This is a genomic window from Kosakonia beeri, assembly GCF_054165705.1.
In genome coordinates, this window is record NZ_CM135106.1 from 1463062 (window position 1) to 1486129 (window position 23068).

Genomic DNA, 23068 nt, shown 5'->3' on the forward strand with positions numbered 1-23068 from the left:
CTTATTTTTGATCGCGTATCCCAAGGCGTTGCAATAATCCGGTAATGCCGTCACGGATTAACAGAGAGGAGAGCTGTTTTTGTTCGACGTCGGTCATCTCTTTCGCCAGGGTAAGCAGCAGCATTTCAAGAGAAGCGTCGTGAGATGTGATAACGCTGGCGTCATGTTCCTCCTGACGTTGCGCGCTAAGAATAAACGCTCGCACCTGTTCATTAACATGAACCAGGCGGGCTTTTCCGCCTTGCACGCCGGGTTTGGGCGACGTGACCCATCCCTCCTTGCGCACCCATTTATTGATTGTTTGTCGGCTATAGCCAGTGAGACTGGCTAACTCGTCTGGTGTCATTCGTTCCTTGAGCATGTAATTCCCGAATTGTTGTAGGGGTAATTAGTGGTTTATGTTATAGCACCATTTAACGGGAAAATGTGACAGGTTTAACTACTGGTTGCGAGCCAGCGCGCAATGTCTTTCTTTTGCCTGCTTTTTCAGCGATTGAATAATATGGAGAGATTTTGCCGTTGACACCTGGCAAGGGAATTCATATTATGCCGCCCGTCAACACGACACGCTTTACGCAATGGGGCTATAGCTCAGCTGGGAGAGCGCTTGCATGGCATGCAAGAGGTCAGCGGTTCGATCCCGCTTAGCTCCACCAAATTCCGCTCCCTACGGAATTGGTGCGTAAAGAAAAATTGTGGGGCTATAGCTCAGCTGGGAGAGCGCTTGCATGGCATGCAAGAGGTCAGCGGTTCGATCCCGCTTAGCTCCACCAACATTTCGAACCCTCGCGTTTACGCGGGGGTTTTTTGTTTCTGACTTTCTGTAAACCCTTTTCAACACGCATTAACGATTCTTAGGTTGTGAAAATTAAGAACACCTAAGGGTATTTGTGCGTCAGGGAAGTTGATTCACATTGCGAATAAACCTATTATTCGCCCACCTTTTCGCGTACACCAGGAACAATTAATTAACCTTGATGAAAACAAGAAATTACAACGTTACGCGTAAGTTCCTGCTCGCGTTAATTTTGTGTCTGGTGGCTGTGACACTTTCTCGAATTATTTCGCCCCGTACTCTCGTTAATGGCAGTGATATATACCTGGCATGGTTGCCGTTAAGCGTAATGCTGGCGATCATTCTGCTATTTGGCCGCCACGGCATATTTCCCGTTGTTATTGGCTTTGCGCTGATAAACGATATATTTTTACATTTAGCCTTTACTGAAGCGGCAGTGCTGTTATTTTGCCAGGTTTTCTCGGTGCTGGTGACTTGTGCGGTTGTGCGCTGGCGCCTTGGTGCGCGTTGGCGTCATGGCATGCCCAACAGGGATATGGGGGTACGCATTTTATGGATGGGGTTTATTGCGCCCGTCGGCATGAAATGTTGTATGTATATTGCGGGCGCATGGTTTAATTATCCGGTTAATTTATCAGGCTTTTTTAATTCAACGTCGGCTATTTACTCCATTATTGATATCCAGAGTCTGATTTCCGCAGTACTGATATTTACAATGATTTTCTATTATCCACTGCGGATGATGATTAACCCCCGGTTTGGTCGCGCATTCTGGCTCCGTAGTATTAAGCCATGGTTAACAAAAGAGAAGCGTGGCTTTATGCTTTCCTGGTTCGCGATATTAATTACTACGGTTATTATTCTTTGCCTGCCTTATAAATCTGATTATTTAGCCGGTTATCTTGTGCCGGTTATTTTTATTCTTTTCACCTTTGCTATCAGTCGTATCAGTCATCCGCTGATTATGTTGAGCTGGGGTGGCGCAGCGTTTGTTTTGATGCTGTACAACAACAACTTTCTGCACGGCGTACGAACCGACTATTCGCTGGCATTTGTGTTATCGGTGTTGATTTGCTTCACCATTTCGATGCTCTACATGATGCAGATCTATAACCGAAGTGAATGGCTTAAACAGCGCTGGCAGTCGCAGGCAATGACCGATCCGTTGACCGGTCTGCCCAATCTTCGGGCGCTGGAAAAAGCGCTGGAGTTGCAGCCTTCCAGCACACTTTGCTGCCTGTATTTGAAAAACGTGGAACTTCTGAGCCAGCATTATGGCTTGATGATGCGTGTGCATGTGAAACGCAGCGTGACCCGGGAACTGCAGCCGCTATTGCTGGGCGGTGAACAATTGTTTCAACTGCCCGGTAACGAATTATTGTTGAAACTGAATGGGCCTGAAATCTCTGCACGCTTGCAGCATATGATGCATTACCTGAACAGTCGCCGTATCTACTGGAACACCGTTGCGCTGGATATTGAGTTTGGTGTTTCCTGGGGCGTACAGCATGAAGGAGAAAAAGATCTGCACCATACACTGGGGCAGTTAAGCTGGCTTTCAGAACAGGCCTGCGCCGTGCACCAGGTACTGGCGCTGACGAACAGCTTGCAGGAAGTGACTGACCATACCACCGACCGTGTGTTGTTATTGAATAAAGTAAAACGCGCGCTGGATGACAACGGCATCGTGCTGTATGGCCAGCCGATAGTCAATGCGCAGGGGCAGGGATATCAGGAGATCCTCACACGTTTGCGCTGTAATGGCGAGCTGCTTACACCAGACCAGTTTATTCCGGTGATTGCTCAGTTTAATTTGAGTAGCCGCTTTGATATGCAGGTCGTCGAACGTTTATTGCAGTGGATGCAGGCACACCCGGACAAACACGGTTGCGCGCGCTTTTCCGTCAACCTGATGCCGCTAACATTGATGCAGCATGATTTTGTCGCCCACATGCTCTCGCTGTTTACGCGCTATGCCGTGCCGCCGCAGGCGGTGATTATTGAAATCACAGAGGAGCAGGCGTTATCGCACTCTGAAGTGAGCGCGCATAACATACAGCAGTTGCGGCAGGCGGGTTTTAAGATTGCTATCGATGATTTTGGGACCGGTTACGCCAATTTTGAACGTCTGAAGCGGTTACAGGCCGATATCATTAAAATTGATGGGGCTTTTGTGCGGGACATTCTGCAAAATGCGCAGGACGCAATGATTGTGAAAGCGATATGCGAGCTGGCAAAGGGGCAGTCGCTGACGGTTGTGGCCGAGTATGTCGAAAATGAAGCACAGCGTGCGCTGTTGCTGCAATCCGGCGTTGATTATTTGCAGGGCTACTTAGTCGGCAAACCACAGCCGCTTGCGCAGGCATAAAAAAACCGGGATTATCCCGGTTTTTTATTGCCATCCCATCACCCCTCCTGGGGAGGTGGTGATGGATTATTCAGACCGAATGCACATGGCGCTATTCGGTCATCACATCAGATAACCAGTGCCGCAATAGCGGCAGACAACACACTCACCAGCGTGGAGCCATATACCAGTTTCAGACCGAAGCGGGACACCACGTTACCTTGCTCTTCGTTCAGGCCCTTGATCGCACCAGCGATAATGCCGATGGAGGAGAAGTTAGCGAAGGAGACCAAGAACACCGACAGGATACCTTCTGCGCGCGGCGAGAGAGTCGCAGAAATTTTCTGCAGATCCATCATCGCCACGAATTCGTTCGATACCAGTTTGGTGGCCATAATGCTCGCCACTTGCAGCGCTTCGTGAGTCGGTACGCCCAGTACCCAGGCAATCGGATAGAAGATATAGCCCAGAATGCCCTGGAAGGAGATACCCAGAACCGCTGCAAACAGCGCGTTCAGACCCGAAATCAGCGCGATAAAACCAATCAGCATTGCTGCAACGATAATCGCAACCTTGAAACCCGCCAGAATGTATTCACCCAGCATTTCAAAGAAGCTCTGACCTTCATGCAGTTTTGCCATCTGCAGGTTTTCTTCGCTCTCTTCCACGCGGTAGGGGTTGATCAGCGACAGCACAATAAAAGTACTGAACATGTTCAGCACCAGCGCCGCAACGACGTATTTCGGCTGGAGCATGGTCATGTAGGCACCCACGATGGACATTGACACGGTGGACATGGCTGTCGCCGCCATGGTGTACATGCGGTTGCGTGACATTTTGCCGAGAATATCTTTATAGGCGATGAAGTTCTCAGACTGACCAAGGATCAGCGAACTTACGGCGTTAAAGGATTCCAGTTTGCCCATTCCGTTCACTTTAGACAGCACCGTCCCGATGGCGCGAATAATGATTGGCAGCACGCGAATATGCTGAAGAATACCGATCAGTGCAGAGATAAACACAATCGGGCAGAGCACTTTCAGGAAGAAGAACGCCAGGCCTTCATCATTCATTTTACCGAATACGAAGTTCGTGCCTTCGTTGGCAAAGCCGAGCAGTTTTTCAAACATCTCGGAGAAGCCTTTTACGAAGCCGAGGCCAATATCCGAGTTCAGGAAGAACCAGGCCAGCAGAACTTCAATAACCAGCAATTGAATAACAAAGCGGATGCGGATTTTCTTGCGATCGCTGCTTACGAGCAAGGCAAGCAGCGCCACAACAGCAAGCGCCAGGACAAAGTGCAGAACGCGGGACATATTTGCTCCAAATATGAGACGGGTAGAAATTTCGTGCACATTCTATGTAACAAGCCAAAAGAAAACGAGATCAAACACACACTATATTAATGACCTGTGACCAGACTCAAAATTAGTGATCCAACATACATTTCTGTTATGTTAAGTAAAGGAGTGAAAAGTTGCATCGCATGCTAAACTCTTAACATAACGCTGCGGCAGATGCTGTTGTCGCCGTCACCATCCTGAACATTCAGCCCTTCTATTGTTTCTGGCTATCAGAGAAATCAAGCAAACCCATTTAAATGCTCTTGATAATCATTCTCATTTTGGTAGCATCAAACATAGCAAAGGCTATATTTAAGGGCGAAAAATGAACAGTAGTCGCGTTGAGAATAGCAATGGGCGTGCAGCGCGCAAACTCAGGTTCGCGTTAATGGGACCGGCGTTCATTGCGGCGATTGGCTATATCGATCCCGGTAACTTTGCCACCAACATTCAGGCGGGGGCGAGTTTCGGCTACCAGCTGCTATGGGTTGTGGTCTGGGCAAACCTGATGGCGATGCTGATCCAGTTGCTGTCAGCCAAGCTCGGCATTGCCACCGGCAAAAACCTCGCAGAGCAGATCCGTGACCACTATCCACGCCCACTGGTCTGGTTCTATTGGGTGCAGGCGGAAATCATCGCCATGGCCACCGATCTTGCCGAATTCATTGGTGCGGCCATCGGCTTCAAAATGATCCTTGGCGTCTCGCTGTTACAAGGAGCCGTGCTTACCGGTATCGCCACGTTCCTGATTTTAATGTTGCAACGGCGCGGGCAAAAACCGCTGGAGAAGGTGATTGGCGGGCTGCTGCTGTTTGTTGCTGCGGCGTATATTGTTGAACTGGTGTTCTCGCAGCCAAAACTGGCGGCGCTGGCGAAAGGGATTGTCATCCCTAACCTGCCGGGTACAGAAGCGGTGTTTCTTGCCGCTGGCGTGTTGGGCGCGACCATTATGCCGCACGTAATTTACCTGCACTCCTCGCTGACGCAGCACATGCATCAGGGGACACAGCGCGAGCGTTATTCCGCCACCAAATGGGATGTTGGCATCGCCATGACCATTGCCGGTTTTGTGAACCTTGCGATGATGGCGACTGCCGCCGCCGCGTTTCACTTCAACGGCCATACCGGTATTGCCGATCTTGACCAGGCCTACCTGACGCTGGAGCCGCTACTCAGCCATGCGGCGGCGACCACTTTTGGTTTGAGTCTGGTGGCAGCAGGGCTGTCTTCGACGGTGGTCGGTACGCTGGCCGGGCAGGTAGTGATGCAAGGGTTTGTGCGTTTCCATATTCCGCTCTGGGTACGCCGTACCATTACTATGATGCCGTCGTTTATTGTTATCTGGCTGGGGCTGGATCCAACGCAGATTCTGGTGATGAGCCAGGTGCTGCTGAGCTTTGGTATTGCGCTGGCTCTGGTGCCGTTGCTGGTGTTCACCAGCGACCGCAAGCTGATGGGCGAGCTGGTTAACAGCGTGCTGGTTAAGCGGACCGGTTGGGTAATTGTGGCGCTGGTCGTATGCCTGAATGGCTGGTTATTAATTGGAACTATTGCCGGGATTTAAAACGGGAACAGTAAAAAGGAGCGCATGCGCTCCTTTTTTTATTCTCAGTGGTGACGCCAGTGCCCGCGGCCTGGTCCACGGTGGTCGTCACGGTCGCGCCAGCCTTCGCGATAGCCGCGCTCATAGGCGTCGCGTTTATCCCAGCCGCGATGCCAGCCGCGATCGTGTTTATACCAGCGGTTGCCGCGCCATTCGTAATTGCGACCCCAGTAATCGCGGTCGCGCCAGCGTCCGCCGTCCCAGTAGTTACCGTAATTATCGCGATCGCCAATTTGTAATTTTACAGACGGCAACAGGGTGATTTCGCCAGCATTCGCGACCAGCGGCGCGGCAGCCATTAACACGGCTGCCAGAATCAGTGACCTGAACATACTCTTCTCCTTCACGATCGGGGCCGAAACGGCCTGTTACAACAATATTACGGGGCGGTAATATCCCGTATTAGTGGCGCAACTCCGAAATCATGAATGGGAGCACTTTTTGCTAAAATGGTCTACCTTACGCCGCTAAGCACCGCGTCGATCTCTTCACACTCTGCGGCGCTGAAGTGGCGGTTCGCCAGCATGCCAACAGCATCGTCCAGTTGGCTGGTCTTGCTGGCCCCAATCAGCACAGAGGTCACTTTGTCGCCACGCAGCACCCATGCCAGCGCCATCTGCGATAACTTCTGTCCCCGCCGTTCTGCAATCGCATTGAGTGCGCGCACGGTCGCCAGTTTCTCTTCTGTGATCTGCTCCGGATTGAGGAAACGGCTGCCGCTGGCGGCGCGAGAATCCGCCGGGATGCCCTGCAAGTAGCGGTCTGTTAACTGCCCGCCCGCGAGCGGTGAGAAGGCGATGCTGCCCACGCCTTTTTCCTGTAGCAGATCCAATAAATCCTCTTCCACCCACCGTTCAAACATCGAATATTTGGGTTGATGAATGAGACACGGTGTACCCAAATCATTGAGGATGTCGATGGCTTGACGCGCCAGTGCTGCCGGGTAATTGGACAGACCGACATACAGCGCTTTGCCCTGGCGGACAAGATGGTCGAGTGCGCGCATGGTTTCTTGCAGCGGCGTTTCTGGATCCGGGCGATGGTGATAAAAGATATCAACATAATCCAGCCCCATCCGGCGCAGGCTTTGATCGAGGCTGGCGATCAGATATTTGCGTGAACCCCAGTCACCATAAGGGCCATCCCACATGGTGTAACCTGCTTTGCTGGAGATGACCAGTTCATCGCGCCAGGGCAGAAAATCCTCCTGCAAAATACGCCCGAAGTTTTTTTCTGCTGAACCGGGCGGCGGCCCGTAATTATTCGCCAGATCGAAATGGGTAATGCCCTGGTCGAAGGCATGGCGCAGTAACTGCCGGCTGTTTTCCAGCAGGGTCGCGTCGCCGAAGTTGTGCCACAGCCCGAGCGAGATTGCCGGGAGTTTCAGGCCGCTGTTACCGCAGCGACGCCAGACCATCTTTTCGTAACGCGTAGAACTCGCCTGATAAACCATGCCGGTGCCCCTTCAACGATTGATTTCTTTACAGTGTATGCGTTTACATTTATGACCGACTGAGCTTACACCGCTCGCCATCGTAAAGCTTGCTTGCCACCTTAAATATGGCGCATATCCTGGACTCTCATCACAGTTCCCCAATACTCAGATAAAACCCGGATTTCAGAAGGATCACTGTAATGCAAACCGATTACTCTGTTGCCGACTATCTGCTGGACAGGCTCGCAGGCTGTGGCATCCATCATCTTTTTGGGGTGCCTGGCGACTATAACCTGCAATTTCTCGACCATGTCATTCAACATCCGGCGGTGCACTGGGTGGGCTGCGCTAACGAACTCAATGCTGCCTATGCGGCGGACGGTTATGGGCGTTGCCAGGGCGCGGGGGCGCTGCTGACTACTTTTGGTGTGGGTGAACTGAGTGCAATCAACGGTATCGCCGGGAGTTTCGCAGAATATGTGCCAGTACTGCACATTGTTGGCGCGCCCTGTAGCGGAGTGCAGCGACGGGGAGAATTACTGCACCATACGTTAGGCGACGGCGATTTTAGCCATTTCTGGCGTATGAGTGAGCCGGTGACGGCAGCGCGCGCGGTGCTGACGGCGCAAAACGCCTGCTATGAGATTGACCGGGTGATCCGTGCCATGCTGACAGCGTCACGCCCGTGTTATCTAATGCTACCTGCAGACGTGGCAAAAATGCCGGCAACCCCGCCTGTAAACGTTATCACTACGACCGCCATACCCGGCAACGAAACGCGACTGGCGGCCTTTCGTCGCCATGTTGAGGAACGGCTGTCGGGAAGCCAGCGACTCTCGCTTCTGGCAGATTTTCTGGCTCAGCGTTTTGGCGTTCAGAAAATGCTGCAGTGCTGGATGCGCGATTTTCCACTGCCACACGCCACGATGTTGATGGGGAAAGGCCTGTTTGATGAAACGCAGCCGGGGTTTGTGGGTACTTACAGTGGCGCGGCAAGCCCGGCGGCAGTTCGCGAAGCGATAGAGGACGCCGATACGGTAATTTGTGTCGGTACGCGCTTTAGCGACACACTGACCGCAGGATTCACACAGCAATTGCCGCCAGAACGGACTATCGACATCCAACCGTTCGCGGCACGGGTAGGTGAAACCTGGTTCAGTGGTTTATCGATGCAGGATGCGGTCAGCACTCTGACTTCGGTATGTCGCAATAATCCGCGCTGTGCCTTGCAGAAAAAGGCGCGGGAAAATAACCCCAGCCAGCACAGGCACCAGGGAACGCTGGATCAAGCTGCTTTCTGGCAAACGCTGCAGGACTTTATTCGCCCCGGCGACATTATCCTTGCCGATCAAGGAACCGCGGCCTTTGGCGCAGCGGCGTTACGCCTGCCTGCCGGGGTGGACTTCCTGGTGCAGCCGCTATGGGGCTCCATCGGCTTTTGTTTGCCCGCGGCCTTTGGTGCCCAGACGGCATATCCGGAACGGCGGGTGATCCTGCTTACCGGTGACGGTGCCGCGCAGCTGACTATTCAGGAGCTGGGGTCGATGCTGCGCGACAATTTACGCCCCATTATTGTTGTGCTCAATAACGACGGCTATACCGTGGAGCGGGCGATTCATGGCGCACAGCAGCGCTATAACGATATTGCCCGCTGGAACTGGACCCACATTCCGCATGCCCTGAGTCACGATTGCCAGGCAGAGTGTTGGCGTGTCAGTGAAACGGTACAGTTAGCCGAGGCGCTGGAAGCCGCTGCACATCATCACCGCCTGGCACTGATTGAAGTAATGTTGCCCAAAATCGATCTGCCAGATTTACTGCGCGATGTGACGCATGCTCTGGAAGCGCGCAACAATCAGTGATCGTTGTCACGCCGGGGAGCCATCATCATGGGTTTCCCGGCAAGCAGCAGCCAGGCGGGCAGCATCACGATACAGAGCAGCGGCAGCAGGGTGGTATCGGGCACCACGACAGCAGCAAGAAATAAACTCAGCCAGCCATCACGTGTGACGACCAGCACCAGGCCCAGCACTGCGCAGGAGACCGTGACCGCCGCAGGAACCGCATCCACATGCGCGTGCAGCATCAACCCCAGCGCCACACCCACAAATACCGCGGGGAAGATCCGCCCACCGCGAAAACCGCAGGCGGCAGCCACCACCAGCGCTGCCAATTTGACCAGCGCGAAAAGCAGGTAATCACTGACGGTAAATGTCTGGGCAAAGGCCAACTGTTGCATCTCGTCCAACCCTTTAAACAGCGTAATATTGCCGCCGATAATGCCAAGGATACCGAGCAGAAAACCACCTATTCCCAGCGCCAGTACCGGATTTTTCAACTGCTGGATCAGGCGGTGCAGACGCGGCAGACACCATACAGCTACCATTCCCAGCGCGATGGCAAACAAGGTCACTACGGCACCGCTGAGAATGTCGACAAGATGCAATTGCGGATAATGTGCGATCGGTAAACTAAAATGGGGATGCGACAGCACACTGGTGGTCAGTGCGCCAGCCGCCGCCGCCATTAACGGGGCAAACAGGCGATCCCACAGCGGTACATCGTTACTGGCTGTTAATGTCTGGGAAAAGATCAGTGCGGCGGCGACCGGCGTACCAAACAGTGCGCCAAGCGTGCCGGCAGAGGCTAAAATCGTCCAGTCCAGCGGTGCGACCCGCGGGAAAACCCGCCCCCCCAGCGCCACGGCCAGTGCGATATTCATTACCATGATCGGGTGTTCCGGCCCGAGGCTGACCCCGCCTGCCAGCCCAAGCAGCAGTGCCAGCAGCAGGCCGGGTAGCGCAGTCACGGCAACCGGTGCGCCAATCAACGGTTCGGTAGCCGGATCCGGGCCACCGTGGCCTGTGCTAAAGCGGATCACTAACCCTACGGCTACCCCGGTAAGGGTCAGGACCAGCAGGATCCACAGTGGTGTGTCGGGGTCAACGCCCAGTCGCCAGGGGATACCGCTCCACAGCACCGATTGCAGCAGGGCGGCGATTTTCATCACCAGCAGTAACACCAGGCTGGATGCCACGCCAATGGTCAGCGCGGGCAGCGCCAGCAATAACATTGTTCTGGCTCGCGGATGGAGCATACCTATTTCCTTTATTACCTGCAGGGCGGAACCCTGGGGGAATCTGTGACGAAGATCGATTATCCTGGGGCACTCGTGTTATCGTCGTTGTTGTTACAGCGCCTTGAATTTACAGTGTGCCAAAGATTTATTTTGACTTTAGCGGAGCCGTAAAAGAATGACAAAATATGCTTTAGTGGGCGACGTAGGCGGCACCAACGCGCGATTAGCGTTGTGCGATGTCGACAGCGGCGACATCTCTCGTGCCAAAACCTATTCCGGCCTCGACTACCCCAGCCTGGAAGCGGTGGTGCGTGTCTACCTTGATGAGCACAACGTTACCGTAGAAGACGGGTGTATCGCTATCGCCTGTCCGATCACCGGTGACTGGGTAGCAATGACTAATCACACCTGGGCCTTCTCCATTGCTGAAATGAAGAAAAACCTGGGCTTCGCGCATCTGGAAATCATTAACGATTTTACTGCGGTGTCGATGGCTATCCCGATGCTGAAAAACGATCACCTGATCCAGTTCGGCGGCGCAGCGCCGGTCGAGGGCAAACCGATCGCGGTTTACGGTGCGGGCACCGGGCTTGGAGTGGCCCATCTGGTGCATGTGGATAAGCGCTGGGTGAGCCTGCCGGGTGAGGGCGGCCATGTGGATTTTGCCCCTAACAGCGAAGAAGAGGGCATTATTCTTGAAGAACTGCGTGCCGAAATCGGTCACGTTTCTGCGGAGCGCGTGCTTTCCGGGCCGGGGCTGGTCAATCTCTATCGGGCTATTGTTAAATCCGACGGCCGTCTGCCGGAAAATCTGCAACCGAAAGATGTCACCGAGCGCGCTCTGGCAGACAGCTGCATTGACTGCCGCCGCGCGCTGTCCCTGTTTTGCGTTATTATGGGCCGCTTTGGCGGTAACCTGGCGCTTAACCTCGGGACTTTTGGCGGCGTCTATATCGCCGGTGGTATTGTGCCGCGTTTCCTTGATTTCTTTACAGCGTCCGGTTTTCGCGGCGGCTTTGAAGATAAAGGGCGTTTCAAATCCTATGTGCAGGACATTCCGGTCTATCTGATCGTGCATGATAATCCGGGGCTGTTAGGCGCGGGTGCCCACCTGCGCCAGACGTTAGGTTACTATCTCTAAAGATGCATTAACTGCCGGAATTCTTTAACTTTACTGCGGCTGACAGGCACCTGAAACTCCAGGTCGCGCAGCCGCAAAATATAGGTATTGTTAAACCACGGTTCAATCTCGCGGATCTTATCCAGATTCACGCAGTATGAGCGGTGACAGCGGAAGAAGTGCGCTGCCGGCAGTTTGCTGCAAAACTCCGTGATGTTCATTGGCATCACGTAAGATTCCCGTCGCGTATAGACAAACGTCATCTTCTCGTGCGCTTCTGCATAATAAATGTCGTCAATACTGGTGACGATAATCCGCTCGTCTTTGATCAGATTAATGGTCGCGTTTTCCCGCTGTTGCGGGCTGGCGGCCATACCGGCTTGTTGTTGCCAGGCGCTTTCCAGCTTCTGGAGCATACTGATGATGCGCGATTCCTGGTATGGCTTGAGAATGTAGTCGAAGGCTTCCAGTTCGAAAGCTTCGACCGCGTGCTCTTTCCACGCGGTAATAAAAACAATAAACGGCTTATGCGCGAACTGGCTGATATTTTGCGCCAGCAGTACCCCGTCCAGTGAGGGGATATTAATATCAAGAAAAATCGCGTCGACCTTGTTGTGTTGCAGGTACTTCAGGACGTCGAGACCGTCATCAAACGTCCCGACAATTTCCATCTGGCTATGGGCTTTGATCAGCCAGCTCAGTTCTTGCTGCGCCAGGATCTCATCTTCAACAATGATGACCTTCATTGACTTCTCCTGTTAGGGCAACAGCGCGGCCATAGTCGGTGAGGGCGACGGCTGGCGCGGTACGTAAAACGCAATTTCTGTTCCCGGCGTCAGACGGCGGATATGCAGCCCCTCACCGTAGAGCAGTTTCACCCGCTGGTGAACATTAAGCAGGCCAATTTTATTCCCTGGCATCTCATCGGCTTCGACGCGGGCAATCATTTCCGGGGCTATGCCGTTACCGGTATCACGCACAGCGATCCGCACCCGGTTGCCACACTCTTCCACGCTGATGGTGACCACGCCTTTGCCTTTGCAGGGCTGAATACCGTGCACGATGGCATTCTCCACCAGCGGTTGGATCAGTAAGCTTGGGATCACACAGCTTACCTCTTCATCAATGTCATAAATCACCGTCAGTTTGTCGCCAAAGCGCGCCTGCTCAATGGCGATGTAATCTTTGATTTGGTACAGCTCTTTCTTGATATCAATCTGCTCATCGTCTTTTAATTCAATGTTATAGCGCAGATAACGCGACAAATTGAAGATCAATTGTCGGGCGGTATCCGGATTCAAGCGGATCGACGACGAAATGGCATTCAGCGCGTTAAAGAGGAAGTGCGGGTTAATTTTGCTCTGCAAGGCGCGTAATTCTGCCTTATTTGCCATCTCACGCAGCTGCTCTGCGCGTGAAACTTCCAGCTGCGTCGATATAATTTGCGATAAACCGACTGCCATATCCTGCAGGGATGAGGTGATTTGGTGGGCGTGGCAATAGTAAATTTTCAGCGTGCCAGTCACGATGCCCTGCTCACGCAGCGGGATCACCAGCATTGAGTGAATTTCGGGTGTGCGGTGCGCTTCATCGTTGTTTTTTATGATGATTTCACCGGTGCTGATCGCCTGATACGTGGTCGGGCTGATAATGTCGTCGCTGTCACGATAGTTATCTTCCCCGACACCGACATATGCCAGTACGTGGTCGACGTTGGTGATGGCGACGGCATCGGCATCAATATCGCGGCGGATGATATCGCACACCTGACGTAGCGACTCGCTGTTCACGTTACGAAACAGCGGCAGTGTTTTATTGGCAATCTCCAGCGCCAGCTTGGCCTGGCGCCCGGCCATCGCCTCTTTTTCACCTTCCACGCTCTGTACCAGCAGCACAATAAACCCGATACACACACTGCCGAGGATCATCGGCACGCCGATTTTAGACACAATATCGAGACCCAGCGCGGTGGTCGGTGCCCAGAGCACCACCAGCGTCATGGTCAGGCTTTCACAGATCATCCCGGCGATAATACCGGCGCGCCAGTGCTGCGCTTTCGGCACTTTCAGGTGGATCATCCCGGACATGATCCCGGCGATAATACTGGTGATAAAGCAGGGGACTGCCGTCACGCCGCCCATATCAATCAAATAACGGTGCACACCCGCAATAATGCCGGTAATGATCCCTACCCACGGACCAAACAGAATACCGCCAGACATCACCGCAATAATACGGACGTTAACCAGTGAACCTTCAACCGGTACGCCAGACCAGGTACTGAACAGCGCGAACAGGGAGAAGATGGCAGTGACGCCCAGTAGCTCTTTAGGCGAGTGGGCGGTTTTATGCAGCAGCTCGCGAAACAGGCGGATACGGATCAGGAAAAACAAGCAGATCAGCATCAACGCCGCGCGATCGAAAACCGCCAGCAGCATGTCGAATATTTCGTGCACGGGTGACTCATGTGAAAGGCGTCAAAAAGCTATGATAAAAAACTGTGACCCGGATGACCAGTCAGGGAGTGTATTCTGTGAATAGGGAAAAACCATGATTCCAAAAGGGGATTAATAAACGCTAAAAGAGCATGCGCGAACACGTCGGGTTAATGAAAATTACGCGTAATTATATTGCTATCAACTTGTTAAGTTAAAAAGTTATTCAGGTAATAACGAGGCTGAAAGTCTCCTTCCCTCAGCTAAACCTCTTCCGCTTTTTTATCCGCACACTATTTTTTTCTTTCCCTCTCGACAGCAGGAAATTATTCGGGATATGTTCTTAACACGCTGCACATGCGGCGACGTCGCTCGGACGGTCCGGGCGCTAACGTTACTCCGAGGAATCTATGGCTGACTTCAGTCCTGAACGTCGTTTTACGCGTATCGATCGTCTCCCCCCGTATGTTTTTAATATCACAGCTGAATTGAAAATGGCTGCGCGTCGGCGCGGCGAAGATATTATTGATTTCAGCATGGGTAACCCGGACGGCGCCACGCCGCCACACATTGTTGAGAAGCTTTGCACCGTGGCGCAGCGCCCGGACACGCATGGTTATTCGACTTCGCGCGGTATCCCGCGTTTGCGTCGGGCGATTTCTCGCTGGTACGAAGAACGCTATCAGGTGGATATTGATCCGGAAACGGAAGCTATCGTCACTATCGGTTCGAAAGAGGGGCTGGCGCATCTGATGCTGGCCACGCTGGATCATGGCGATACGGTGCTGGTGCCGAATCCCAGCTACCCCATCCATATTTATGGTGCGGTCATTGCCGGTGCGCAGGTACGTTCTGTTCCGCTGGTAGAAGGTGTCGATTTCTTTAATGAGCTGGAGCGGGCGATCCGCGAAAGTTACCCGAAACCGAAGATGATGATCCTCGGCTTCCCCTCCAATCCCACGGCACAGTGCGTAGAACTCGAATTCTTTGAAAAAGTGGTTGCACTGGCGAAACGCTATGATGTGCTGGTGGTGCACGATCTGGCTTATGCCGACATTGTTTATGATGGCTGGAAAGCGCCGTCGATAATGCAGGTGCCGGGCGCGCGCGATGTGGCCGTTGAATTTTTCACGCTATCGAAAAGTTACAACATGGCCGGCTGGCGTATTGGCTTTATGGTCGGTAACCCTGTGCTGGTCAGCGCGCTGGCGCGTATCAAGAGCTACCATGATTACGGCACGTTTACCCCGTTACAGGTCGCGGCGATTGCCGCGCTGGAAGGCGATCAGCAGTGCGTACGTGATATTGCCGCGCAGTATAAACGCCGTCGCGATGTGCTGGTGAAAGGGTTACATGAAGCAGGCTGGATGGTCGACACGCCCAAAGCGTCGATGTATGTCTGGGCGAAAATTCCAGAGCAATATGCCGCGATGGGATCGTTGGAGTTTGCCAAAAAATTACTGAAAGACGCCAAAGTATGCGTGTCGCCGGGGATTGGTTTTGGCGATTATGGTGATACCCATGTGCGTTTTGCGCTGATTGAAAACCGCGATCGTATCCGTCAGGCGGTGCGGGGTATTAAGTCCATGTTCCGGGCCGATGGCTTGCTCCCCTCGGTGCCCAAAACCGCAGCGGAAGATATCGAACCCTGAAAAAAAGGAGCCGCAAGGCTCCTTTTTTCTACTGCATTAATCGCTCAGGTCAGATCATCAGGGCAAAAGTACCGGCCCATACAATGACCATCATCGAAATGCCCATAAAGAAATATTTCACGTTCATCGCTCCGCATACTTCCGTATGCATCTATGACCATAACAGGACTGAGTATAGAGAGGTGAAACTACGCCAAAGCGAAAATGAGAATTTTCTCCCTTCCGGCCACAGCTCCATCTCAGGATCTTGGGTGAATCATCACCAGACGGCGCTAATGTACGCTTAATTTTTTACCCTTACAAGAGCCTTTTTTCTATTTAATTTTAGTAAGTTACAGTGTGTCGGGCTTTGGCGACACATTACTTTCACTGCTAAATAAATTGTCCTTCAGCGACGAAATTTTTCGCTGCTGAAACGCTTCATTTCCGCTTGAATTTTAAGGCTAATTTTTTGAACGCGCTCACACTCTGCATAAACCAGGACGATCAGGTCATCGGAGTGAAACAAAAATGACATGCAAAAAAGAGGGGCGCTTTCTCGCATGACCCGGGTTGAAGGTATGTTTGACCTGATAAACAAAACGCGACCGTAGCGGCGAAGCCATGTTGACAATCTGCGCATTATGAAAATAAATGTCTATACAACCCATGACATGCGAAGACGATGACTGAACTTACCGCAGAAGATCGTGTCTGGCGCAATGCGCGTCTGGCGACGATGGCCCCCTCGCAAGCACAACCCTATGGTTTTATAGATAATCATGCCTTGATTGTCCGTCATGGCCGCATCCGGGCGATTGTGCCGCAGGCCGATTTACCCGCGCACATCGCGCACAGCGTTGATGCTGGTGGGAGGTTGATCACCCCTGGTTTAATCGACTGCCACACCCACCTTGTTTTCGGCGGCAACCGTGCACAAGAGTGGGAGCAGCGGTTAAATGGCGTCTCTTATCAGCAGATCAGCAGCCAGGGCGGCGGCATTAATGCGACGGTGCGGGCGACACGTCAGAGCAGCGAAGCCGGGCTTTTTGCTTTGGCAGAGCAGCGCCTGGCGCGTCTGCTGCGGGAGGGGGTCACCACCGTTGAGATCAAATCCGGGTATGGGCTTGATCGGGAGAACGAGGCCAAAATGCTGCGTGTCGCCGGGGCGCTGGCGCAGTCTTATCCGGTGGAGATCAGCCGCACGTTGCTGGCCGCACATGCAACGCCGCCAGAATATAAAGGGCAGCCAGATGATTACATCAGGCAGGTATGCGACGACATTATGCCCTCGTTGTGGCAACAGGGTCTGTTTGAGGCGGTCGATGCTTTTTGCGAAAACGTGGGCTTTTCATTGGCGCAAACTGAGCGGGTTTTCCACCGCGCGCGTGAGTCAGGCATCCCCATCAAGGGGCATGTAGAACAGCTCTCTTCGCTGGGCGGGGCAGAACTGGTCAGCCGTTACCGGGGACTTTCTGCCGATCACGTGGAGTATCTCAGTGAGGCGGGCGTTGCCGCCATGCGGGAAAGTGGCACCGTGGCTGTCCTGTTGCCTGGTGCATTCTATTTCCTGAATGAACCCCGTAAACCGCCTGTTGCCTTGCTGCGTCAGCAGCAGGTGCCGATGGCGGTGGCAACGGACTTTAATCCGGGTACCAGCCCGTTTGCCAGTCTCCATCTGGCGATGAATATGGCCTGCGTGCAGTTTGGCCTGACGCCGGAAGAGGCCTGGGCGGGGGTGACGCGGAACGCGGCTCAGGCCTTAGGACGCCAGCATACCCATGGTCAGCTGGCGGCGGGTTACTGGGCGGATTTTGTCATCTGGGACGCTGAACACCCGGTGGAGATGGTCTACGAACCGGGACGCAATCCTCTTTATCAACGTATTTTTCGTGGCGAGGAGACAGTATGACGCTCTGGCATCCGGTTGCGCAGACGATGTGGCAGGGGCGTGATGACAGCGCCGAAGCGGCGAATGCATTGCGCGTATTTCAAACCATCGTTAACGATGGCGAGTTTTCCCCACGGCTTCATCGCGGCAAGATAGCGTTGCTCGGCTTTGAATGTGACGAAGGGGTCAAACGCAATCAGGGGCGGGCAGGTGCTGCGCAGGGGCCGGATGTGTTACGTCAGGCGTTGGCACCCATGGCGAGCTTTTGCGGGCACAGCCAGTTGGTGGAAATGGGATCGGTACGCGCCCAGCCCGAGCAGCTTGAAGAAGCGCAACAGGAGCTGTACGACGCGGTGCTGGCTTGTCAGCGGTCGCGAATGCGCACTCTGGTGTTTGGCGGTGGTCATGAAACCGCGTTTGGCCACGGTTCGGCAGTACTGGATGCCTTCCCCAATGAGCGGGTCGGCATCATCAATCTGGACGCGCATCTCGATTTACGTCATGCTCCGCGCGCCAGTTCCGGCACGCCGTTTCGCCAGCTGGCGGTGCATTGCGAAGCGCAGAATCGCGAATTTATCTATAGCTGTATCGGTGTTAGCCGGGCCGCCAATACCCAGGCGTTGTGGGACGAGGCTGCCTTGCGCAAGGTGTCGGTGATCGAAGATATCGACGTGTTGAACAAGTTTGTCGAGCAAGTTCTGCCGGAAATCCACCGTATGCTGTCCAGCTGCGACAGGATTTACTTAACGATCGATCTGGATGTGTTGCCCGGCAATGAGATGCCAGCGGTTTCCGCACCGGCAGCGCTCGGTGTTCCATTGCCATTGTTAATACGTATTGTTGAACCGCTGTGTCGCAGTGGCAAACTGCAGGCGGTGGATCTGGTGGAGTTTAATCCACAGTTCGACACCCAGGGGCTGGCTGCGAAAGTCGCGGCGCGACTGGCATGGCAGATTGTGCATTGGTGGCAGGGATGATCGCCGCCCTTTTAATCACGGTATCATCGGGCACCCATGCCCTTAATAGCTGAAATAAGGAACCGCCGAGTGATATTTTCGCCCCGTCCCCGACCTGCTCCCGCCAGTGCGCCACTGCCTTTTTATGAAAAAGTGAAGCAGGCTATCAGCGCGAAAATTATCGACGGCACCTGGCGGCCGCACGATCGCATCCCTTCCGAGGCCGAACTGGTGGCGCAGTTTGGTTTTAGCCGCATGACCATTAACCGGGCGCTGCGTGAACTGACCGATGAAGGCCTGCTGGTGCGTTTGCAGGGGGTCGGCACGTTTGTGGCTGAGCCAAAAGGGCAGTCGGCGTTGTTTGAAATTCGCAGCATTGCGGATGAGATCGCCGCCCGTCACCATCAGCACCGTTGTGAGGTGTTGCTGCTGGAAGAAACCCGCGCAGACCTCACTCAGGCGGCCGCGCTGGAGCTTGAAGAGGGTGCGCGGATCTTTCATTCGCGGATGGTGCATTTCGAAAATGAGATCCCGGTGCAGATAGAAGATCGCTGTGTGAACGCGAGCGTGGTACCGGACTATTTGCGACAGGATTACACACATACTACCGCCCATGCTTATTTGTCGTTAATTGCACCGCTTACTGAAGGCGAACACATCGTGGAAGCAGTGCAGGGCACGGCGGAAGAGTGCCGGTTACTGCACATTAACGAGCATGATCCCTGTTTGTTGATCCGTCGCCGCACCTGGTCCACCTCGCATATCGTCTCTCACGCCAGCCTGCTTTTCCCCGGTGCGCGCTACCGTTTACAAGGTCATTTCTGTTCCTGATCCTGTGCGTCAGCTAAAGCGTGATTGCTGACGCAATATAATAAATTTGTATCTTTTCTGTTAAAACCTGGCTTGCGTGTAATTGTATAGACAAGTATATGTGTTTAGAGACGCTACCCGTTTTTTCAGGAGAGAATAACGATGTCGAACACCCCCTACCGCCAGCAAACCATCCGCGCACCGCGGGGCACAACGCTGAATGCAAAGAGCTGGCTCACCGAAGCCCCCTTGCGCATGCTGATGAATAACCTCGACCCGGAGGTGGCAGAAAACCCCCATCAACTGGTGGTCTATGGGGGGATCGGCCGCGCAGCGCGGAACTGGGAATGTTTTGATGCCATCGTCACTGCACTGAAAGAGCTGGAGCAGGATGAAACGCTGCTGGTGCAGTCCGGTAAACCGGTCGGCGTGTTCAAAACTCATGAGAATGCCCCACGCGTGCTGATCGCCAACTCCAACCTGGTACCACACTGGGCAAATTGGGAACACTTTAACGAACTGGATGCAAAAGGGCTGGCGATGTACGGCCAGATGACCGCCGGAAGCTGGATCTACATCGGCAGCCAGGGGATTGTTCAAGGCACTTATGAGACGTTTGTCGAAGCGGGCCGCCAGCACTATCAGGGCAATCTACAAGGGCGCTGGGTATTGACCGCCGGTCTGGGCGGTATGGGCGGCGCACAGCCGTTGGCGGCAACACTGGCGGGTGCCAGTTCGCTGAACATTGAGTGCCAGCAGAGCCGTATCGATTTTCGTCTGCGTACTGGCTATGTCGATGAGCAGGCGACCTCGCTGGATGATGCGCTGGCGCGTATTGAAAAATACACCACTGCGGGTAAGGCCGTGTCGATTGCGCTGTGCGCTAACGCCGCAGAGATCCTGCCCGAGCTGGTGAGGCGCGGTATTCGCCCGGACATGGTAACTGACCAGACCAGCGCCCACGATCCTTTGCACGGTTATCTGCCCGAAGGCTGGACCTGGGAGGCGTATCAGCGGAATGCACAAGCCGATCCGCAGGGAACGGTGCAGGCCGCGAAGCAAAGCATGGCGAAACATGTGAGTGCGATGCTGGCTTTCAGCCAGATGGGCATTCCGACTTTTGATTACGGCAACAATATCCGTCAGATGGCAAAAGATATGGGGGTCGACAATGCGTTTGATTTCCCCGGCTTCGTCCCGGCTTATATTCGCCCACTATTCTGCCGGGGTATCGGTCCCTTCCGCTGGGTTGCCCTCTCCGGTGATGCCGAAGATATCTACAAAACCGATGCCAAAGTGAAAGCGATCATTAAAGAGGATAAACACCTGCATCACTGGCTGGATATGGCGCGAGAACGTATTCATTTCCAGGGATTACCGGCACGCATTTGCTGGGTAGGGTTGGAGTGGCGTCAAAAACTGGGGCTGGCATTTAATGAAATGGTGCGTAATGGCGAAGTCTCAGCGCCGATTGTTATCGGGCGCGATCACCTTGATTCCGGCTCTGTTGCCAGCCCGAACCGTGAAACCGAAGCCATGCGTGACGGATCCGATGCGGTATCCGACTGGCCGTTGCTCAATGCCTTGCTCAACACGGCCAGCGGCGCGACCTGGGTGTCGCTGCACCATGGTGGTGGTGTCGGAATGGGCTTTTCACAACACGCTGGCATGGTGATTGTTTGTGATGGCACCGACGAGGCTGCCGCGCGTATTGCGCGGGTATTGCATAACGATCCGGCAACGGGCGTGATGCGCCATGCTGACGCAGGCTACGATATTGCTATCGCCTGCGCGGCAGAACAACATCTTAATCTTCCTATGGTCGCCGCAACGCAGGGGCATCGCAAAGCATGAAAAATTTCACTCTGACTCCCGGCACACTGACCCTGGCGCAACTGCGCGACATTTACAGCCAGCCGATCCGCCTGACGCTGGACGAAGGGGCGTTTGCTGCCATTAATGACAGTGTCGCCTGCGTGAATGCCATTATGGCTGAAGGGCGCACGGCGTATGGCATTAACACCGGTTTCGGGTTACTGGCGCAAACGCGCATTGCGACTGAAGATCTGGAAAACCTGCAGCGTTCGCTGGTACTTTCTCATGCTGCTGGCGTGGGTGAACCGCTGGATGACGCAATGGTGCGGCTGATCATGGTGCTGAAGATCAACAGCCTGGCGCGTGGATTTTCCGGCATCCGTTTAGAAGTGATCCAGATGCTGGTGGCGATGGTTAACACCGGGGTTTACCCCTGGATCCCGGCAAAAGGTTCGGTGGGCGCATCCGGCGACCTGGCCCCGCTTGCCCATCTGTCGCTGACGCTGCTGGGCGAAGGTAAAGCCCGCTGGCAGGGGAAATGGTTGCCATCGACGGAGGCGTTAAAGCAGGCCGGACTGACGCCGTTGACACTGGCGGCAAAAGAGGGACTAGCGTTGTTAAACGGCACCCAAACTTCTACCGCCTTTGCCTTACGCGGCCTGTTTGAGGCCGAAGATCTTTTTGCTTCGGCGGTGGTTTGCGGTGCGTTAACTACGGAAGCGGCGCTGGGATCCCGCCGTCCTTTTGACGCGCGCATTCACGAAGTTCGCGGGCAACATGGGCAAATTGACGCGGCTGCGCTGTATCGCCACGTGCTGACGGAAGAGAGTGCTATTTCGCAGTCACATCACAACTGCAATAAAGTGCAGGATCCCTATTCATTACGCTGCCAGCCTCAGGTGATGGGAGCCTGTCTGACGCAGTTACGTTCTGCGGCGGATGTGCTGCTGACCGAGGCCAATGCGGTGTCGGATAATCCGCTGGTGTTTGCTGCCGAAAATGAAGTGATCTCGGGCGGTAACTTTCATGCCGAGCCGGTGGCCATGGCAGCGGATAATATTGCGCTGGCCATTGCAGAAATCGGTGCTCTGGCGGAGCGGCGCATTGCGCTGCTGATGGATAGCCATATGTCGCAATTACCGCCATTCCTGGTCAAAAACGGCGGCGTGAATTCCGGCTTTATGATTGCTCAGGTGACGGCAGCGGCGCTGGCAAGCGAAAACAAAGCCCTGGCGCACCCACACAGTGTGGACAGCCTGCCCACTTCGGCAAACCAGGAAGACCATGTATCGATGGCTCCGGCTGCGGGTCGCCGGTTATGGGAGATGGCGGCCAACACCCGCGGGGTAATTGCCGTTGAATGGCTGGCCGCGTGCCAGGGGCTGGATATGCGCGAAGGGTTAACCAGTAGCCCCTTACTGGAGCAGGCGCGCCATCTGCTGCGCGAACAGGTTCCGCACTATGATAAAGACCGCTATTTTGCCCCCGATATCGAAGCCGCCACGGCACTTCTTGCTGCGTGTCACCTGACGCCACTGCTGCCAGGCGTGTTGCCCAGCCAGAGGTAATCAATTTAACGTAGAGGGTTGTGCTACACATCAGAGGAGCATCCCCCTGGTGTGTAGCGCGGCAGATTATCCTCAATGAAATATCCCAATTTGCGGCACAGCCCGGATGCTAATTCCCAGAGATAGCTACTTTTAATTCTATGTATTCCCCCTGCCTTAACCCTTTGTTGATCTGCCATCAGAGGAAAGCAGCATGCCCAGGCATTCACCTCCCTACGAAAAAGTCAGAAGAGCGAAAT

At 54.1% G+C, this 23068-nt stretch carries 18 protein-coding genes and 2 tRNA genes; 12 read left to right on the forward strand and 8 right to left on the reverse strand.

Annotated elements, in window-relative coordinates:
* Position 1 precedes the first annotated feature (1 nt).
* Entirely contained in the window at positions 2-361 is a 360-nt protein-coding gene (locus ACUY4S_RS07115) for a YfeC-like transcriptional regulator (RefSeq protein ID WP_312692205.1), read from the reverse strand.
* Between the two features lie 219 nt (positions 362-580).
* Between ACUY4S_RS07115 and ACUY4S_RS07120 the strand changes: the two genes are divergently transcribed.
* The 3 genes from ACUY4S_RS07120 to ACUY4S_RS07130 all read left to right on the forward strand — a co-directional run bounded on the left by ACUY4S_RS07120 (position 581) and on the right by ACUY4S_RS07130 (position 3164).
* Positions 581-656: transfer RNA gene (locus ACUY4S_RS07120), tRNA-Ala, on the forward strand.
* Positions 657-697: 41 nt separating this feature from the next.
* Positions 698-773 (forward strand) — tRNA-Ala (locus ACUY4S_RS07125).
* 204 nt (positions 774-977) lie between these two features.
* Positions 978-3164 (forward strand): sensor domain-containing phosphodiesterase, encoded by a 2187-nt coding sequence (locus tag ACUY4S_RS07130; protein ID WP_458023575.1) that lies wholly within the window; start codon positions 978-980, stop codon positions 3162-3164.
* 107 nt (positions 3165-3271) lie between these two features.
* On the opposite strand, the gene ACUY4S_RS07135 is transcribed toward ACUY4S_RS07130, so the two are convergent.
* Positions 3272-4459 carry a NupC/NupG family nucleoside CNT transporter gene (locus ACUY4S_RS07135; protein ID WP_312692330.1) on the reverse strand — a complete coding sequence of 396 codons (1188 nt, stop codon included), beginning with the start codon at positions 4457-4459 and terminating at the stop codon, positions 3272-3274.
* A gap of 352 nt (positions 4460-4811) precedes the next feature.
* Between ACUY4S_RS07135 and ACUY4S_RS07140 the strand changes: the two genes are divergently transcribed.
* On the forward strand, positions 4812-6050 hold the full coding sequence (locus ACUY4S_RS07140; RefSeq protein WP_312692332.1) for an Nramp family divalent metal transporter: 1239 nt from the start codon (positions 4812-4814) through the stop codon (positions 6048-6050).
* Positions 6051-6094: 44 nt separating this feature from the next.
* Here the strand turns inward: ACUY4S_RS07140 and ypeC are convergent, their stop codons facing one another.
* Together ypeC and mgrA are read right to left on the reverse strand one after the other, a co-directional pair.
* Complete coding sequence (gene ypeC / locus ACUY4S_RS07145; RefSeq protein WP_312692334.1) at positions 6095-6421, reverse strand: DUF2502 domain-containing protein YpeC; 327 nt, start codon at positions 6419-6421, stop codon at positions 6095-6097.
* 122 nt (positions 6422-6543) lie between these two features.
* Complete coding sequence (gene mgrA, locus ACUY4S_RS07150) at positions 6544-7542, reverse strand: L-glyceraldehyde 3-phosphate reductase (RefSeq protein WP_312692336.1); 999 nt, start codon at positions 7540-7542, stop codon at positions 6544-6546.
* 182 nt (positions 7543-7724) lie between these two features.
* On the opposite strand from mgrA, the gene ACUY4S_RS07155 reads away from it, so the two are divergent.
* Positions 7725-9386: an alpha-keto acid decarboxylase family protein gene (locus ACUY4S_RS07155; RefSeq protein WP_458023574.1), complete on the forward strand. Its 1662-nt coding sequence runs from the start codon at positions 7725-7727 to the stop codon at positions 9384-9386.
* On the opposite strand, the gene ACUY4S_RS07160 is transcribed toward ACUY4S_RS07155, so the two are convergent.
* Positions 9380-10621, reverse strand: a complete 1242-nt coding sequence (locus ACUY4S_RS07160) for an ion channel protein (RefSeq protein WP_458023573.1) — start codon at positions 10619-10621, stop codon at positions 9380-9382. The two genes, ACUY4S_RS07155 and ACUY4S_RS07160, sit on opposite strands and share 7 nt — an antisense overlap.
* A gap of 157 nt (positions 10622-10778) precedes the next feature.
* On the opposite strand from ACUY4S_RS07160, the gene glk reads away from it, so the two are divergent.
* On the forward strand, positions 10779-11744 hold the full coding sequence (glk, locus tag ACUY4S_RS07165; protein ID WP_312692342.1) for a glucokinase: 966 nt from the start codon (positions 10779-10781) through the stop codon (positions 11742-11744).
* Here the strand turns inward: glk and ACUY4S_RS07170 are convergent.
* Together ACUY4S_RS07170 and ACUY4S_RS07175 are read right to left on the reverse strand one after the other, a co-directional pair.
* Positions 11741-12469: a LytR/AlgR family response regulator transcription factor gene (locus tag ACUY4S_RS07170; RefSeq protein WP_312692344.1), complete on the reverse strand. Its 729-nt coding sequence runs from the start codon at positions 12467-12469 to the stop codon at positions 11741-11743. The genes glk and ACUY4S_RS07170 overlap by 4 nt on opposite strands.
* A 12-nt stretch (positions 12470-12481) precedes the next feature.
* A complete protein-coding gene (locus ACUY4S_RS07175) occupies positions 12482-14179 on the reverse strand; it encodes a LytS/YhcK type 5TM receptor domain-containing protein (RefSeq protein ID WP_312692346.1) in 1698 nt (565 codons plus the stop codon).
* A gap of 389 nt (positions 14180-14568) precedes the next feature.
* Between ACUY4S_RS07175 and alaC the strand changes: the two genes are divergently transcribed.
* The gene (gene alaC / locus ACUY4S_RS07180; RefSeq protein ID WP_312692348.1) at positions 14569-15810 is read left to right on the forward strand and encodes an alanine transaminase; all 1242 of its coding nucleotides are present in this window, start codon (positions 14569-14571) and stop codon (positions 15808-15810) included.
* A 49-nt stretch (positions 15811-15859) separates the two neighbouring features.
* Here alaC and ypdK read toward each other — a convergent pair whose 3' ends face one another.
* Complete coding sequence (ypdK, locus tag ACUY4S_RS07185; protein ID WP_134318594.1) at positions 15860-15931, reverse strand: membrane protein YpdK; 72 nt, start codon at positions 15929-15931, stop codon at positions 15860-15862.
* Positions 15932-16474: 543 nt separating this feature from the next.
* On the opposite strand from ypdK, the gene hutI reads away from it, so the two are divergent.
* From hutI to hutH, 5 genes are all read left to right on the forward strand, one after another.
* A complete protein-coding gene (hutI, locus tag ACUY4S_RS07190) occupies positions 16475-17701 on the forward strand; it encodes an imidazolonepropionase (protein ID WP_312692350.1) in 1227 nt (408 codons plus the stop codon).
* Positions 17698-18657: a formimidoylglutamase gene (gene hutG / locus ACUY4S_RS07195; protein WP_458023572.1), complete on the forward strand. Its 960-nt coding sequence runs from the start codon at positions 17698-17700 to the stop codon at positions 18655-18657. Before hutI ends, hutG begins: the two co-directional genes overlap by 4 nt.
* A 72-nt stretch (positions 18658-18729) precedes the next feature.
* Complete coding sequence (locus ACUY4S_RS07200; protein WP_312692417.1) at positions 18730-19467, forward strand: histidine utilization repressor; 738 nt, start codon at positions 18730-18732, stop codon at positions 19465-19467.
* A 141-nt stretch (positions 19468-19608) separates the two neighbouring features.
* The gene (hutU, locus tag ACUY4S_RS07205; RefSeq protein WP_458023571.1) at positions 19609-21300 is read left to right on the forward strand and encodes a urocanate hydratase; all 1692 of its coding nucleotides are present in this window, start codon (positions 19609-19611) and stop codon (positions 21298-21300) included.
* Complete coding sequence (gene hutH, locus ACUY4S_RS07210; RefSeq protein WP_458023570.1) at positions 21297-22829, forward strand: histidine ammonia-lyase; 1533 nt, start codon at positions 21297-21299, stop codon at positions 22827-22829. Before hutU ends, hutH begins: the two co-directional genes overlap by 4 nt.
* The last annotated feature ends 239 nt before the right edge of the window (positions 22830-23068 follow it).

Coding starts and splice junctions, on each gene's coding strand:
- ACUY4S_RS07115 (WP_312692205.1), bottom strand. CDS start 361: ATGCTCAAGGAACGAATGACACCAGACGAGTTAGCCAGTCTCACTGGC.
- ACUY4S_RS07130 (WP_458023575.1), top strand. CDS start 978: ATGAAAACAAGAAATTACAACGTTACGCGTAAGTTCCTGCTCGCGTTA.
- ACUY4S_RS07135 (WP_312692330.1), bottom strand. CDS start 4,459: ATGTCCCGCGTTCTGCACTTTGTCCTGGCGCTTGCTGTTGTGGCGCTG.
- ACUY4S_RS07140 (WP_312692332.1), top strand. CDS start 4,812: ATGAACAGTAGTCGCGTTGAGAATAGCAATGGGCGTGCAGCGCGCAAA.
- ypeC (WP_312692334.1), bottom strand. CDS start 6,421: ATGTTCAGGTCACTGATTCTGGCAGCCGTGTTAATGGCTGCCGCGCCG.
- mgrA (WP_312692336.1), bottom strand. CDS start 7,542: ATGGTTTATCAGGCGAGTTCTACGCGTTACGAAAAGATGGTCTGGCGT.
- ACUY4S_RS07155 (WP_458023574.1), top strand. CDS start 7,725: ATGCAAACCGATTACTCTGTTGCCGACTATCTGCTGGACAGGCTCGCA.
- ACUY4S_RS07160 (WP_458023573.1), bottom strand. CDS start 10,621: ATGCTCCATCCGCGAGCCAGAACAATGTTATTGCTGGCGCTGCCCGCG.
- glk (WP_312692342.1), top strand. CDS start 10,779: ATGACAAAATATGCTTTAGTGGGCGACGTAGGCGGCACCAACGCGCGA.
- ACUY4S_RS07170 (WP_312692344.1), bottom strand. CDS start 12,469: ATGAAGGTCATCATTGTTGAAGATGAGATCCTGGCGCAGCAAGAACTG.
- alaC (WP_312692348.1), top strand. CDS start 14,569: ATGGCTGACTTCAGTCCTGAACGTCGTTTTACGCGTATCGATCGTCTC.
- hutI (WP_312692350.1), top strand. CDS start 16,475: ATGACTGAACTTACCGCAGAAGATCGTGTCTGGCGCAATGCGCGTCTG.
- hutG (WP_458023572.1), top strand. CDS start 17,698: ATGACGCTCTGGCATCCGGTTGCGCAGACGATGTGGCAGGGGCGTGAT.
- hutU (WP_458023571.1), top strand. CDS start 19,609: ATGTCGAACACCCCCTACCGCCAGCAAACCATCCGCGCACCGCGGGGC.
- hutH (WP_458023570.1), top strand. CDS start 21,297: ATGAAAAATTTCACTCTGACTCCCGGCACACTGACCCTGGCGCAACTG.